This is a genomic window from Corallococcus sp. AB032C (assembly GCF_003668935.1).
Lineage (GTDB): Bacteria > Myxococcota > Myxococcia > Myxococcales > Myxococcaceae > Corallococcus > Corallococcus exiguus.
In genome coordinates this window covers 24,372-38,716 of sequence record NZ_RAWP01000010.1, presented here as the reverse complement: position 1 = coordinate 38,716, position 14,345 = coordinate 24,372, and the positions used below count along the sequence as shown (strand labels likewise).

Annotated in this window: 13 protein-coding genes; 4 read left to right on the top strand and 9 right to left on the bottom strand. The window is 70.1% G+C overall.

Going from position 1 to position 14,345, the window contains the following annotated elements:
- Positions 1 to 66: 66 nt before the first annotated feature.
- A complete protein-coding gene (locus D7X99_RS06350; RefSeq protein ID WP_233596616.1) occupies positions 67 to 924 on the top strand; it encodes an SDR family NAD(P)-dependent oxidoreductase in 858 nt (285 codons plus the stop codon).
- Here D7X99_RS06350 and D7X99_RS06345 read toward each other — a convergent pair.
- The gene (locus D7X99_RS06345; RefSeq protein WP_169826220.1) at positions 914 to 1,777 is read right to left on the bottom strand and encodes a methyltransferase domain-containing protein; all 864 of its coding nucleotides are present in this window, start codon (positions 1,775 to 1,777) and stop codon (positions 914 to 916) included. The two genes, D7X99_RS06350 and D7X99_RS06345, sit on opposite strands and share 11 nt — an antisense overlap.
- A gap of 7 nt (positions 1,778 to 1,784) precedes the next feature.
- On the bottom strand, positions 1,785 to 5,333 hold the full coding sequence (locus D7X99_RS06340; protein ID WP_121776952.1) for a serine/threonine-protein kinase: 3,549 nt from the start codon (positions 5,331 to 5,333) through the stop codon (positions 1,785 to 1,787).
- Between the two features lie 187 nt (positions 5,334 to 5,520).
- On the opposite strand from D7X99_RS06340, the gene gor reads away from it, so the two are divergent.
- Positions 5,521 to 6,951 carry a glutathione-disulfide reductase gene (gene gor, locus D7X99_RS06335; RefSeq protein WP_121776951.1) on the top strand — a complete coding sequence of 477 codons (1,431 nt, stop codon included), beginning with the start codon at positions 5,521 to 5,523 and terminating at the stop codon, positions 6,949 to 6,951.
- On the opposite strand, the gene D7X99_RS06330 is transcribed toward gor, so the two are convergent.
- The 7 genes from D7X99_RS06330 to D7X99_RS06300 form a co-directional block, all read right to left on the bottom strand.
- Entirely contained in the window at positions 6,952 to 7,422 is a 471-nt protein-coding gene (locus D7X99_RS06330; RefSeq protein ID WP_121776950.1) for an NUDIX hydrolase, read from the bottom strand.
- Between the two features lies 1 nt (position 7,423).
- Complete coding sequence (locus tag D7X99_RS06325; RefSeq protein WP_121776949.1) at positions 7,424 to 7,894, bottom strand: NUDIX hydrolase; 471 nt, start codon at positions 7,892 to 7,894, stop codon at positions 7,424 to 7,426.
- A gap of 58 nt (positions 7,895 to 7,952) precedes the next feature.
- Complete coding sequence (locus D7X99_RS06320; RefSeq protein WP_121776948.1) at positions 7,953 to 8,423, bottom strand: NUDIX hydrolase; 471 nt, start codon at positions 8,421 to 8,423, stop codon at positions 7,953 to 7,955.
- Positions 8,420 to 9,841, bottom strand: a complete 1,422-nt coding sequence (locus tag D7X99_RS06315; RefSeq protein WP_121776947.1) for a DUF2380 domain-containing protein — start codon at positions 9,839 to 9,841, stop codon at positions 8,420 to 8,422. The genes D7X99_RS06320 and D7X99_RS06315 overlap by 4 nt, the downstream gene beginning before the upstream one ends.
- 87 nt (positions 9,842 to 9,928) lie before the next feature.
- On the bottom strand, positions 9,929 to 10,285 hold the full coding sequence (locus D7X99_RS06310; protein WP_121776946.1) for a hypothetical protein: 357 nt from the start codon (positions 10,283 to 10,285) through the stop codon (positions 9,929 to 9,931).
- A gap of 47 nt (positions 10,286 to 10,332) precedes the next feature.
- Entirely contained in the window at positions 10,333 to 11,571 is a 1,239-nt protein-coding gene (locus D7X99_RS06305; protein WP_158626935.1) for an RNA polymerase sigma factor, read from the bottom strand.
- A gap of 4 nt (positions 11,572 to 11,575) precedes the next feature.
- Positions 11,576 to 11,926: a YciI family protein gene (locus D7X99_RS06300; protein WP_121776944.1), complete on the bottom strand. Its 351-nt coding sequence runs from the start codon at positions 11,924 to 11,926 to the stop codon at positions 11,576 to 11,578.
- A gap of 194 nt (positions 11,927 to 12,120) precedes the next feature.
- On the opposite strand from D7X99_RS06300, the gene D7X99_RS06295 reads away from it, so the two are divergent.
- Both D7X99_RS06295 and D7X99_RS06290 read left to right on the top strand, forming a co-directional pair.
- Entirely contained in the window at positions 12,121 to 13,341 is a 1,221-nt protein-coding gene (locus tag D7X99_RS06295) for a phosphatidylserine/phosphatidylglycerophosphate/cardiolipin synthase family protein (RefSeq protein WP_233613139.1), read from the top strand.
- A gap of 111 nt (positions 13,342 to 13,452) precedes the next feature.
- Positions 13,453 to 14,109, top strand: coding sequence for an NAD(P)-binding oxidoreductase (locus D7X99_RS06290; RefSeq protein ID WP_121776943.1), 657 nt, complete (start codon positions 13,453 to 13,455; stop codon positions 14,107 to 14,109).
- Positions 14,110 to 14,345: the final 236 nt, after the last annotated feature.

The following is a 14,345-nucleotide window of genomic DNA, read 5'->3' as shown; positions in this document are numbered from 1 at the left end:
CCTTTCCGTCGAGGACCCCTGCCGTCTCCCGAGCCCCACCCCGCGTGGATTCCTATGATGAGCACCATGCACGAGCCCCCTGTCCCAGGCGGATCTCCTCCAGCCGAATCGGAGGGTGCTCCCCCGGCGTGGGCGCTCATCCTGGGTGCCTCTTCCGGCTCGGGCGCGGCCATCGCGGAGGCCGTCGCGCGCAAGCCGGGGCTGAACGTCTTCGGCGTGCACCGGGGCCGCTACCCGGACACCGCGCGCGAGCTGGAGACCCGCGTGCGCGAGGCGGGCCGTGAAGTGCACCTGCGACAGGCGGATGCCTCCACGTTCGAAGCCGCCGAGGCCGGCGCGGATGAGCTGCTCCAGCGCACCGGCCCCCGCAGCGTGAAGCTGTTCGTGCACGCCATCGCCGGCGCGTCCGTGGGCCGCTTCCTCTCCGAGGGCCCGGACCGGCTGCACCCGCGCCGCATCCAGCGCACGTTCGACTGCATGGCGCACTCGTTCGTGTACTGGACGCAGGCGCTTGTTCAACGCGACCTGCTGGCTCCGGACGCGCGCCTGCTGGGCCTGCAGAACCCGCTGGACGAGACGCACCTGGGCAACACCGGCCTCATCAGCGCCGCCAAGGCCTCGCTGGAGATGTACGTGCGCCACCTGGCCATGGAGCTGGGCCCCAAGGGCCACCGGGTCAACCTGCTCAAGTTCGGCACGGTGATGACGCCCGCGCTGCGCCACGTCTACTCGCCGGAGGCGCTGGCCCGGCTGGAAGCGCGCCACGCGGCCATGAACCCCGCGGGGCGCATGGGCACGCTGGACGAGGTGGCCCGCTTCGTCACCGTGCTCGTGGGTGACGACGCCGCGTGGTTCAACGGCGCCACCATCGACTTCACGGGCGGCATGACGCTGAAGCTGCTGGACCTGGTGCTCAACCCGTGACGGCCGGAACGCGGAACGTGAGGCAGTAGTAGAACGGTGACACCTGTTCCTCGATGACGTCTTCGGCGTTCCTCGGCAGCAGCGCGCGGGGGCTCTTCGCGTCGCGCGTGTAGAACGTGAGGGCGCGGAAGGCGGCGCGCTGGAACAGCGACGGACGGAAGGCCGCGTCCAGTTGCTCGTCCACCACCACCAGCGGCGTGCCGGGCCGCGCCACGCGCGCCATCTCCCGCAGCGCCACCGCGGGCTGGCGGTAGCTCCCAATCCCTCCGACGTGGAAGACGCGGTCGAACAGGCCGTCCTTGAACGGGAGCGCGTGCGCGTCCGCCACCAGCAGCCGCGTGTCCTTCACGCCCCGGCCCTTGCGCAGCCGCTTCTCGCACTGCGCCAGCATGCCGGTGCTCAGGTCCAGGCCCCACACCTCCACGGGCAGGCCCGGCGGCAGCGCGCCCCGGATGCGAGGCAGGTTCGCGCCCGCGCCCACGCCCACCTCCAGCACGCGCACGGGCTGTCCGTCGTCGCGAGGCTTCAGCGCGCCCAACTCCAACCTGCGCATGTACCCGTCGCGCATCCGCGATTCGGAGACGGACTGGAACAGGGGCGTCAGCACCGCCGTCAGCGGGTCGTGCAGCGCGGGGAGCCCGTCGTAGACATGGCGCATCAGGCGGTCCGTGCCCTGCACGCGGTCCTCGCGGTACAGCTGGGCGAGCCCGTCCGCCACCTCCCACGTCTCGCCGCAGCTACCGCAGAGAAGACGTCCCTCGTCCAGCCGGTCGTCCTCGCTCTGCCCGTGCCACACCATCTGGCCCCGGCAATCCGGGCATGCCAGCAACGCCACGTCCCTCAGCCACATCATCGCTTCGTCACCCTGCCGTCCCTTGTTCGGCCAGGGTCCGCGACAGGTCCTCGCGCGCCCCCAGCCGGGTGAAATCCTCCGCCGCGCGCCGCAGCAACTCCGCGCGCTCCGCGTCGTCCGCGGGCAGATGCCGCGCCCACTCCAGCCGCGCGCGCGCCGCCTCGTAGGGCATGCCCCGCGCGTCCGACTCCGCGATGCAGCGCTTCCACGCGCGGAAGGCCTTGCGCTGCTTGCCCGCGAGCCACGCCTCACAGCCGCGCCACAGCCACGCGGAGGGCTCGCCGAAGGGGAACACCCGCGCGAAGCGCTCCACCTCCTGGAGCGCGGACCGCGCGCTGTGCGTGAGCGCCTGCAATCCGGGCCCGGGCGTCTCGCGAGCCAGGAGCGTGAGCAGCACCTCCGCCACCGCCGTCGCGCCGAAGTAGACGAAGTGCGCCACCGGCTTGCCCGCGGACAGCCGCACCAGCGCCTTCTCCGCCGCCGCGCGGGCACCCGCTGTGTCGCCCTCGCGCAGGCACAAGAGCGCCAGCGTGCCGTCCACGATGATGCGGTCGGTGGCGCCGCCGTGCGCCTCCGTCCACGCGAGCGCCGGCTCCAGCGCCACGCGGGCCCGCGCGTGTTCGCCCAGCCGCAGCAGCATGTGCGCGCGGTAATGCTGGGCCCAGTGCTGCGTCTGCGCCGAGCCCCGGCGCACCGCGGACGCCTCCAGCCAGTCCATCAGCGGCAGGCCCCGCGCGAACTGGCCGCGGTACATGGCGGACACGGTGAGCAGCGCGCGGCACTCCTCCGCCAGCCGCAGGTCCCCCACCGAGTCCACGATGGCCGTCGCCCGAGCGAGCCACGTCTCCACGTCCTGCCAGCGCGCCTGGTACACCGCGCACACCGCGTTGCGGTTGAGCACGTAGGCCAGGTCCGCCGGGCGGCCCACGCTTTCGGCCACCTCCTGCGCCCGCTTCACCCACGCGTCCGCCACGCGGTGCACCGGCACCGTGCCCGCCACCACCGCCATCACCGTGTAGCCGCGCGCCAGCTCCGGCGTGGGCCCCGCGGGCTCGCACAGGTTGAGCATGCGCAGGCCGCTCCAGAGCACCGGCAGCGCTTCCTGCGCGTAGATGAACGCGTCGGTGAGCCGCATCAGCAGCCGGCCCGCCACCCGCCGCGACTCCCGGCGCCGCCTGGAATCATCCACGTACGCATCTGGACGGGCGCTCTGCGCCAGCCGAGACAGCGCCTGCGTCAGCGTGCCCAGCACCCACGCCACGCGCGACGAAGGCACACGCCATCCGAAGTGCGCGAGCGCTGACTCCGCGTGCACGCGGAAGGCCTCCAGGTCTCCCAGCTGGAAGCGCGCCTCCGCCAGCAGGGCCTCCACGCGGCCCCGCTCCAGCGGCGTGGCCTGGGGCGCGACCGCCAGCGCCCGCGAGAGCAGCGGCACCGCTTCCCGGCACGCACCCACCGCCAGCGCCTCCTCGCCCGCGATCCGCGCGTGGTGCGATTCGCGGGCCGCGTCCCCGGCCTGCCCCCAGTGGTACGACAGCGCGGCGGCGTGGCCCGTTGGGTGGGCCGCCTCCAGCGCCAGGGCCGCGCGCCGGTGGAGCGCGGGGCGGAGCGTCGGGGACAGGTCCTCCAGCAACCTTTCGCGCAGCTTGTCGTGAGCGAAGCGCCAGCGGCCGTCAGCCACGTCCAGCACCGCCGCCGCCGCGCAGTCGGTGAGCCACGCCTCCACGTCCACGCCGGGCGCGGCCCGCTCCAGCACCGCCAGGTCCAGCTCCCGGCCCAGCAGCGCCGCCACGTCCAGCAGCTCCCGCGACTCCCGAGGCACCTTCTCCAGCCGGCGCTGCACCAGCGCGCGCATGCCGCCCGCCCACACGCGCTGGGGCAGCGCGACGGCGCCCAGCCGGTCCAGGCCCCCCGCGTCCTCCGCGAGCGCGCGCACCACCTCCACCAGCAGGAACGGATTGCCCTCCGACTCGCGGCGCAACAGCGACACCACGTCGGGCCGGCGGCCGACGGCGCCCAGCATGGACTCGCCCAGCTGGGCGATCTCCTCCGCGTTCAGCCGTTGCAGCCGCAGCACGCGAGTGCCGGGCAGGTGCTCCGGCAGCTGCGGGGACTCGTCGTCGCGGAAGCTCACGAGCAACAGCAGCGGCAGCCCCGGCGCCCTCGCCGCGAGCTGCGCGAGGAGCTGGAGCGATTCGGCGTGCGCCTGATGCAGGTCCTCCAGGATGACCACGGTGGGCTGCGACAGGCGGGCGAAGAGGTCCTCCACCGTCTGGTGCAGGCGCAGCTGCGCCATGTCCGCGTCCAGCTCCGGCGCGGCGGGCACCTCGCGGCCCAGCAGCGCGTCCAGGTCCGGCACCAGCGGCCGGAGCACGCGCGACTCGCGGTCGGAGAGCTCCGTGAGCATGGGCAGCCAGCGCAGCACCGCGCGCCACTCCTGGTAGGGCACGCCGCCGGTGTCCACCGCCTGGCCGCGCAGCACCATCGCGCCGCGCACCAGCGCCAGCGAGCGCACCTCCTCCAAAAGGCGCGACTTGCCCACGCCGCTCTCGCCGCCGATGAGCCACGCGCCGCCCTGGCCCGCCATCGCCGCGTCGAGCACGTCCGTCAGGTGTTCGCGCTCCGCGACGCGGCCCACGAAGCGCGCGGACTGGAGGAAGCTCTCGCGCGTGGCGGCGGACTCGGCGGGCCGGGGCTGGCCCACGGCGTCGCTCAGCGCGGTGATGACGGCCTCCGCGTCGCGCGGCCGGCGGTGGGCTTCGGGCGCCACCAGCTGCTCCAGCAGGGCCTTGAGCGCGGGCGGGAAGCCCGGCGTCGCGAACACCTGGCCCGCGTGGGGCAGCCGGCCGAAGAACATCTGGCACGCCATGGCGCCGAAGCCGAACAGGTCGGTCAGCTCGGAAGGGGGCTGGTCCTCGAAGAGCTCCGGGGCCAGGTAACCGGGGGTGCCCGCGGGCTGCGCGCGGCGGCCCTGCTGGTCGCGGCCCACGGCCAGGCCGAAGTCCAGCACCTTCACCTGGCCGCGCACCACCAGCACGTTCCCGGGCTTCAGGTCGCGGTGGATGATGCCGCGCCGGTGCAGGTACGCGAGCGCCTGGAGCGTCTGGATGAGCAGCCCCACCTGCGTCGCCAGGGGCGCGTCCGTGCCGGCCTCCACCAGCGTGCGCGCGTCCTCCAGCAGGTCCATGGACAGGTAGGGCCGGCCCTCCGCGTCGAAGCCGTAGTCCAGCACGCGGATGACGTGCGGGTGGCGCAGCGACACCAGCGTCTGGAACTCATGGGCCAGGGACAGCGCCATGCCCTGCGTGGCGAACGCGGAAGGGGTGCCCCGGCCGGGCCGCCGCGCCAGGTCCGCCACCGTCTTGTGCAGCCGCTTGAGGGCCACCGGCCCGGACAGTCCGTCCTGCGCGCGCCACACGGTGCCCGCGCCGCCGCGCCCCAGCAGGTCGAGGATGCGGTACCGGCGCCCCACGACTTCCGGATCCATGCCCGGAGACGTGTCGATGTCCGGGGCATCCGCCCGGGAGGAGGTCTGACAGGAGGGGGGGTGAGACATTGAGGGGGAGCCGCCCTGCCGGTGAGGATATCCCCCCTTCTCGTGCGGGAGGGGGATTGAATGCATCGGGGGCAGCCGAAGCAGGAGGCGCTTCGGGCCCTGGGGAGCAGCCCGGCGGGCGGGGCCCGGCAGGGTTTCTTCCCTCTGGAGCGCTGAAACATCACTTTTGACGCAGGGAGGACACCGGATGGCGGGCTACGACTTCGACTTGTTCACATTGGGCGCGGGGTCGGGCGGCGTGGCGGCCAGCCGGCGAGCGGGGGCCTCCGGGGCGAAGGTGGCCATCTGCGAGGAGGGGCGCGTGGGCGGCACGTGCGTGCTGCGAGGGTGCGTGCCCAAGAAGCTGCTCGTGTACGCGGCGCACTACCGCTACGACATGGAGGACGCGGCCGGCTACGGCTGGACGGTGAACAGCCCCGCTCTGGACTGGAAGAAGCTCCAGACGGTGAAGGCGAAGGAGCTGGACCGGCTGACGGGCATCTACGGGCGGCTGCTGCGCGACGCGGGCGTGACGCTGGTGGAGGGCCGGGGCCGGGTGGTGGACGCGCACACGGTGGAGGTCGCGGGCAAGCGCTACACGGCGGAGCGCATCCTGGTGGCCACGGGTGGGCGGCCCTATCTGCCGGAGGTGACGGGCATCGAGCACGCGCTCACGTCCGAGCAGGCGCTGGAGTTGCCCACGCTGCCGCGCCGGGTGGCGGTGGTGGGAGGTGGCTACATCGGAGTGGAGTTCGCGGGCATCTTCGCGGCGCTGGGCGCGAAGGTGACGATGCTGATTCGCGGCGACACGGTGCTGCGGGGCTTCGACAACGACATCCGCGCGGCGCTGACGCAGGAGATGCGCAAGAAGGGCGTGGACATCCGCCCGGAGACGTTCGTCCAGGACATCGAGAAGCGAGAGGACGGCACGCTCAGCCTGCTGACGCGCATGGGGGACACGCTGGAGGTGGACGCGGTGCTGTACTCCACCGGCCGCATACCCAACACGCAGGGCCTGGGCCTCGAGGAGGCGGGTGTGAAGCTGAACGAGCGCGGCGCGGTGGTGGTGGACACGCAGTCGCGTTCATCGGTGGAGAGCATCTACGCGGTGGGGGACGTGACGGACCGGCTCAACCTCACGCCAGTGGCCATCGCGGAGGGCCGAGCGATGGTGGAGACGCTGTACCGGAACAACCCGGTGACGATGGACCACGAGAACGTCCCGTCCGCGGTGTTCAGCCAGCCGCCCGTGGGCACGGTGGGGCTCACGGAGCGCGAGGCGATGGAGCGATACGGCAAGGTGGACGTCTACGTGTCCAGCTTCCGGCCGATGAAGCACACGCTGACGGGCCGGGATGAGCGGTCGATGATGAAGGTGGTGGTGGAGCGAGGCACGGAGCGGGTGCTGGGCTTCCACATGGTGGGCGCGGACGCGCCGGAGATCATCCAGGGGCTCGCGGTGGCGCTGAAGTGCGGCGTGACGAAGAAGCAGCTCGACGCCACGGTGGGCATCCACCCCACTGCGGCGGAGGAGTTCGTCACGCTGCGGGACAAGCGCCCGGATCCGTCGGAGAGCGCCACGATGCTGGAGCTGGGGCGTGAGGTGGTGGCCACGCCTCCAGGGGATACGCGCAAGTAGTCACGCCTCTTCGTCGGGAAGGAGCGTGCGGAGCAGTTCGTCGTCAGGGCCGAGCGGGCGCCAGCCGGGAGGCGGAGGACTCACGCGAAGGGCACCCCGGGCCTGTCTTACCCGCTCCTTGTGAGTATCAGGAGTATCAGCGGACCAGCAGCCGAGCACCTTGGCGACCTGGAAACGAGCTTCGTCATCCATCACGGCTGGCCAGCCGCGGGGGAGGCTCTCGGACAGCTCACGCACGAGCAAGTCACGCACAAAACGTGTGACTTGTTTGCGCTGCTCCGCCTCGGCATGCAATCCGCCCAGGACCTGCACCCCAGCGATGTCATCCTTGCCAAGTTCCTCGGCAAGCTGATTCAGCGAAACGGCAGGACGCGCCTCGGCAAAGGCGGTGAGCGAATTGTAGCCGCGCTCACGGACCCGCTCGTACAAGCGGACTCGCCAATTGACCTGCCATGAGCGTCCATAGGTCATCTCAGGCTTCTTCGTCGGGCAAAAGCGTGCGGAGCAGTTCGTCGTCAGGATCGAGCGGACGCCAGCCGGGCGCGGGCGGATTCGCGCGAAGTGCACCCATGACCGACTCGACGCGTGCCAGGTGCGTCTCGGGAGTGAACCCAAACCAGGACCCAAGCACCATGGCGACCTCTATTCGGTTTTCGTCGTCCAGCACGGTCGGCCAGCCGTTGGGGAGCCCCTCGGACAATTCACGAACGAACTGACTGCGCACCAACCGGGTCACTCGATGTGTCCGCGCTGCCTCCTCGACCAGCCCTTTGAACACCTGCACTCCGGCGAAGTCATCCCGTCCAAGCTCTTCGGCCACCGCCACCAACGACGCGGTAGGGCGTGCCTCCGCGAAGGCGGTCAGTGAGTCGTATCCCAACTCGTGGACCCGCCCATACAGCCGCGCCGGCCAGTTGCCACCCCAGGAATGCCCTTCGCTCATCGGCTGGCGCTCCAAACAAACTTCGCTTGTAGGCTTGAAAGTCCGCAGCTTCGCCCCATCAGGCTTCGTCGTCCGGCAAGAGCATTCGGAGAAGCGCGTCGTCAGGACCAAGCGGACGCCAGCCAGGAGGAGGAGGATGGGCGAGAAGCGCGTCGCCGGCCCGCCTCACATGCTCTTCATGGGTTTCTGGAGTGTATGCCGACCATTGGCCGAGAGCGACAGCAACATCCATGCGGGCATCGTCGTCCAGCACGGTCGGCCATCCGTTGGACAGGTGTCGAGCCAGCTCGCGCACAAGCTGTCCGCGCACCAGGCGCATAACTTGATGACTGCGCTCTGCTTCGGCCACCAACCCGCTGAACACCTGCGCTCCGGCAATGTCGTGTTTGCCAAGCTCCTCGGCCAACTCAACCAGTGAGGCGGTAGGACGAGCCTCGGCGAAGGCGGTGAGCGAATCGTATCCGCGCTCCCGGACGCGCTCATACAAGCGGGCCTTCCAGTTTCCCTGCCACGAGCGACCGTCGGTCATCGCCCCCTCCCAGGAGTGAAGTTCATTGGGATGTCGTGGACCTTCATATTCTCTCCGACAATCCTGAGGACCACATTCCGCGTCAGCATCCGGCCGGCCCTGTCTTCAGCATCACGCAGTGCCTTCATGATCAGCCGATTCCACTCGCCGGGCCAGGTGCGTCCCAGCTTCCAGTTGCCACCACCGTGAATCGCTTCGTGATGGGCACGCTCCATCCGGACGCAAAACTGGTCAATGTTCATGTCACCCTTGAAGCCGCGCCGTTCGAACCACTCGCGGTGCTCCTGCGGCAGGACGTGGTGCTTCGGGGCATCGGACATGCCCGCCCCTGCCCTGCCGGTTTCGTGCATGGCACGAACCTCGGGGCTGTCACCCAGCGCTTCACGCACGCCCGTGGGCAGGTCCCGAGGCGCTTGCGCCATCAGCACCTGTCCACCGTGGATGAGGACTGCTGAACTGACGGCGGGGACGGAGATGACGCCCGCCCTCACGAGCCTTCTCATCATCTCCACCCATTCGGCGGAGACCACCAGCCGCGAGCCCGTCATCACTCCTCCCGAGCTCATCACGAAGCCCACGCCCAGCGACGCAGGCGCCGAGGGAGGCAGCCGCGGCAGCGACACCTTCAGCGTGGAAATCATGGCGACCATCTCCACCGCCCGCACCGCCGCGAGGACCTGCCCACCGAGCTTCATGCTCGCGCGGGTCTCCCGATGAATCGCGTCGAATTCACGGGTCAGCTTCCCCATCAACTCGGGCATCGCAACCGCCGCCGCCTCCACCCGCTCCGGGTCCTGGGAGGCGAGGTCCGCCAACACAGGATCCATCAACTCCTGCACGCGATGCAGGTCGACGAAGAGCTTCTCGACGCTGCACGTCGGACAGTTCCGGAGCACCGCATCCGCGAGGTGGAGGAAGTCCACCCAGGTGGCCATCAGCAGCGTCCCGAACATGGCCGCCTGGAGCTTCGGTCCCGTCATGCGCAGCAGCCCCTGCTCCATGCTCGCGTCCCCCACATCCGAAGCCACGCGTGTCAGCGCGGTGGCGCTCCCGAGCGACCCCTTCATCCACGTCGCCTGACTGGAGCCATGGTCGAGGTAGCGGGTGAAGACGCCTTTGAGGCTCCATCCCACGAGTGGAGAGGGACGGTCCGCCAACCTGGAGAGCGTGGCTTCGACGCCGCCCAGCGAGCCCTTCACTTCGGCAATGCCCGCGAGGACTGCATCACGCGTCAGCGAAGAGTCCCGCTCGCCACCGGTCGCATCGTCACGTGCGCCCTGACGGCGCGGCGACCGTTGCTCCGGCCCAGAGAAGGCGGGCGTCCCGCTCGGCGCGTAGCTCAAGCTCCTCGGATGCGGTGCGGAGGCACATCCCGTGGCCAACAGCACTACGACCAGCACCAGCAACGTCATCCGCATACGCGCCTCACAGGAATGCCCCGGCGAGGGCAGCAAAAGACACGCGTCTGACGTTCTTCCCGGCAAGTACCGGCCATGGCAGACGCTTCAGTCCGTCTCGCCCAGCTCGAAAGCCGATGTGCCCGTGTGGTGCTTGCGCTTCGTGAGCTGGTGCTCGTCACGGAGCTGGTTCTCGTAGAAGGGCAGGTGCTCCGCCGTGCGGACCTTGCGCAGCGCGCGGATGGTCTCGTGCTCCGTGGTGTTGCTGTAGCCGTGCTTCGCGTGCACGTTCGTGTACGGCTGGGGCTGCAACACCATCCGCGAGGGGTAGCGGTTCTGCAGGATGTGATCGAGCGCGGCGCAGAACGGCCGGATGAAGTCATCCAGTCGCGACACCACGGGCAGCAGGCGATGAGGCTCCATGCCCAGATCCGACTTGAAGTCCGCCGACGTGCTCAACGCCATGTCCGCTCCCGGTGTCTCGACGGAGCGGAACGGTAGCACGCGGTTTCCTACTCACAGGCTCGGGCCCGGGAGAGCAGGTACTCACGTTGCGGCGGCGTCCGAGCCAGCGCCGCTGCCTGACGGAAGCAATCCGCCGCCCTGCTCCGAGCCCCTACCTGTTCCAGCAGCATGCCCTCCACGGCGAAGCGGTACGGATACCGCCGCAGCACTGCCTCCGAGCGCAAAGGCCCCAACGCCTCCAGCGCCTCGGCCGGCCCGCGCACGCGCGACAGCGCCACCACGCGTCCCAGCGCGACGATGGGCGACGGCTTGAGAGCCAGTAGCGCGTCGTACAACCGCAGCAACCGAGCGCTGTCCTCGGGCCCCGGTGTGGACGTCTTCGCATGCACGAAGGCGATCTCCGCCTCCAGGTGCAGCGGCGTCAGTACCGTCCCCATGGAAGCACGCAGGTGCCAGAGCCCTCGAGACATCAAGAGGGGTGACGACTCCATCCCGGTTCGCGCCTCCTGCGGCACGAACGCGCCCCGCGCATCCACGCGGCCCGGAAGCCCCGCGGTGCGGAAGCAGAACAGCGCGGCCAGCGCATGGCCCTCCGGCGTCGCGGTCCCCGCGTGCGACAGCAACACCTCCGCCAGGCGCAGCGCCTCCAAGCACAGCTCCGCGCGAGACAGGTCGTGGCCCTCGGAGGCTTCGTAGCCCTCGTTGAAGAGCAGGTAGAGCGCGGCGTGCACCGCGCCCAGCCGCTCCGGTAGCGCCTCGGGAGAAGGCACCTCCAGCGTGGCTCGACAGGCGCGCAGTGTCCGCTTCGCGCGCACCAGGCGCTGCGCCACGGTGGGCTCGTCCGCGAGCAACGCGGCGGCGACCTCGCGCACGGAGAAGCCACACGCCACCTTCAGCGTGAGTGTCACCTGCATCTCGCGGGAGAGCTCCGGATGACAGCACGCGAAGAGCAATCGCAGCGCATCATCCGGAAGCTCCGCCGCGAAGCGCGTGGGCGCCTCCGTCGGCGTGGCCTCCTCCACGGATTCCGAGTCCTCCGGCACCTCCGGCGCGCGCTGCCGCAAGAGGTCCGTCAGCCGGTTCAGCGCCACGCGCAGCAGCCACGCGCGAGGCTGCTCCGGGATGCCGTGGAAGCCCCACGTCCGCGCCGCCTGGAGCATGGCGAACTGCACCGAGTCCTCCGCCAGGTCCAACCGCCCCAGCCCCACGCGCCGGGCCAGGGCCGCGACGAGCCCTGCGGACCACTCGCGAAACGCCAACTCCAGCGCCTGCGTCACGGAGGACACGCCGTCAGACCTCTTCGATGGCGCGAAGCTCGACCTCACCGCCGTAGCGCAGGTGCGGACACGTCCGGGCCAGGGTCACGGCGGCGTCATACGAATCCGCGGACAGGATGAAGAGGCCGCCCACCACGTCCTTCACCTCCGCGTACGGCCCGTCCGACACGAGTAACTGTCCGCCCTGCTGCTTCAGGCGCCGGCCGCCCTCGTCGCGCAGCTTCTCGCCCTGGAGCAGGCGGCCCTCCTGGAGCAGCCCGTCACTCCACCGGGCGTACTCCTCCACGATGGCCTGCAGCTCGGCGGGGGACATGGCGGCGAAGTGGGCGGGGTTCTCGTGCAGCAACATCAGGTAGCGGGCCATGGGACGGACCTTTCGGGAGACAGTGGGGGGTTTCGCCGAAAAAGACGGCCCACGTCGCCGGAGATCGACATGCCTACCTCACCACCCTGTGCGCACACCCACACCGTGGACAGAGAACACTCGTCTCGTGCTCACGGGTGACACGTCACCCGGGGGTGCCTACCCCTGAAGGTCAGGAGGCGCGGGCAACGGACGTGGACAAGGGCGGGCGATGGTTGGTGGGAATGATGGGGGCGTTGCTGCTCGCGGGATGTCCGTCCGCGTGCAACACGAAGGAGTCGTCACGTCCATTCCAGCTCACGGGGCAGGTGGGATCGCGTGGGGCGGGCTTCGCATCGGCGCTGTACCAGACGACGGGCGTGCGGATGGAACCGCGCAACCGCATCCGGTGGGCGAACAACGGCGCCGTATTCGACGTGATGGTGGAAGAAATCGGCCGGGCCCGCGCCTCCATTCACATCGTGATGTTCATCTGGCGGCCGGGCCGTGCGTCCGACCGCATGATTGAAGCACTGGCCGAGCGTGCCCGAGCGGGCGTGCGCTGCCGCGTGCTGGTGGATCCGCTGGGCAGCGGACCCTTCGAGACGGAGGTGAAGCCCCGGCTGGAAGCAGCCGGCTGCGAAGCCCACCTGTTCCGCCCGCTGCCAGCGGACGAGAACCTGGCGCGCAACCACCGGAAGATTCTCGTGGTGGACGGCAGGGTGGCCGTCACCGGCGGGCTCGCCATCCAGGACGAGTGGCTGGGCGACGCGCGCAATGAAAAGGAATGGCGCGACACCAACGTGCGCGTCCAGGGCCCGGTGGTGGCGCAGCTCCAGCAGGCGTTCGCGGAGAACTGGCAGGAGTCGACGGGCGAACTGCTGCCGCAGACGGACTTCCCCACGCTGTCGGTGGAGCAGCCCGGCCTGGACGCCGCGGGTGAAGGCTGGGCGGCCTTCGTCAGCAGCACGGCGAACCCGGAGGTGACGCGCGCGGAGCGGCTGACGCAGCTGATGGTGAAGGCTGCGAAGAAGCGGCTCTGGATTTCGCAGGCGTACTTCACGCCCAACGACGCGCTGACGGCCTTGCTGGTGGAGAAGGCACGCGCGGGCGTGGACGTGCGGGTGCTGGCGCCGGGGGACAAGAATGATCAGCGGGCCATCACACTGCTCCAGCGCCAGAGCTACGACACGCTGCGGGCAGCGGGCGTGCGCCTCTGGGAGTACCAGCCGTCGATGATGCACGCGAAGACGATGCTGGTGGATGACCGGCTCATCCTGGTGGGGTCCATCAACTACGACGCGCTGTCGTTCAACCTGCTGGAGGAAGGTTCACTGGTACTGGAGGACGAGGAGGCGGCACGTCAGCTGGAAGCCATCTTCCTGGACGACCTCACGAAGGCGCGGGAGGTCCAGGCCGAGCGCGCCGGACGCTGAGGCTGGCTGTCCGCTTTCACGCGTGCCCCCTGGAAACAGTGGGCAAGGGGCAGGCCGTGTGCTCAAGAAGCGCTCCAGGGGCCGCGAGGTTCGCGGCCGGGAGGCATCGCCATGAGCAGCGCAGCTCCTCGTCATCTCTTCGTCGCGGGCGCCACGGGCGCCACGGGCCGCACGCTGATGCGGCAGGCCCTGGCCCAGGGCGTCTCCGTGACGCCGCACGTGCGCCCCAAGAGCACGAACACGGAGCCCGCGAACCACTGGCCGAAGAAGGCGGTGCTGGAGCTGGCGGACGGGCCCGCGCTGGTGGAGGCGATGAAGGGCAGCACCACGGTGCTCCAGCTCATCGGCACGATGCGCAAGCGCTTCGCGGCGGGGGACACCTACGAGTCGAGCGACATCGGCACCACACGGCAGCTGGTGGACGCGGCGAAGGCAGCGGGGGTGGACCACTTCGTGCTGCTCACGTCGGTGGGAGCGGGAAGCCCGGTGGGCGCGTACCTCAAGGCCAAGGCGGAAGCGGAGCGCATCGTCCGCGAGAGCGGCATCCCCTACACGATGGTGCGCCCACCCGCGCTGGAGGGCGAATACCACGCGCCGCCCGGCATCCTGCACACGCTGGGCAAGCTGCCGCTGCTGCATCACTTGAAGCCCATGCACCTGGACCAACTGGCCGCCGTGCTCCTGCGCATCTCGGAGCGACGGGCACCGCTCGACACGGCGCTTGAGGGCAAGCGCCTGTGGGCAGAGGTCGAAGCGGTAGGCCGGTAGTTGTCAGACCCTTCAGGTAGGAAGGTTCCTCTGCGACGTGGGAGGAACCATGGAGACCGTTACCGTTGAAGAGCTCATCGAACAGGCGTTGAAGTTGCCCCCTGTGGAACGCGCCTGGCTTGTCTACAAGGTGCTGCTCAGCCTGGATGAAAACACAAGCGGCAGTGACGCCTCGCAGGAAGCCTTCGATGACTCCTTGAGCCTTGAAGACGTACAGCGAAAAATCGCGGAGCACC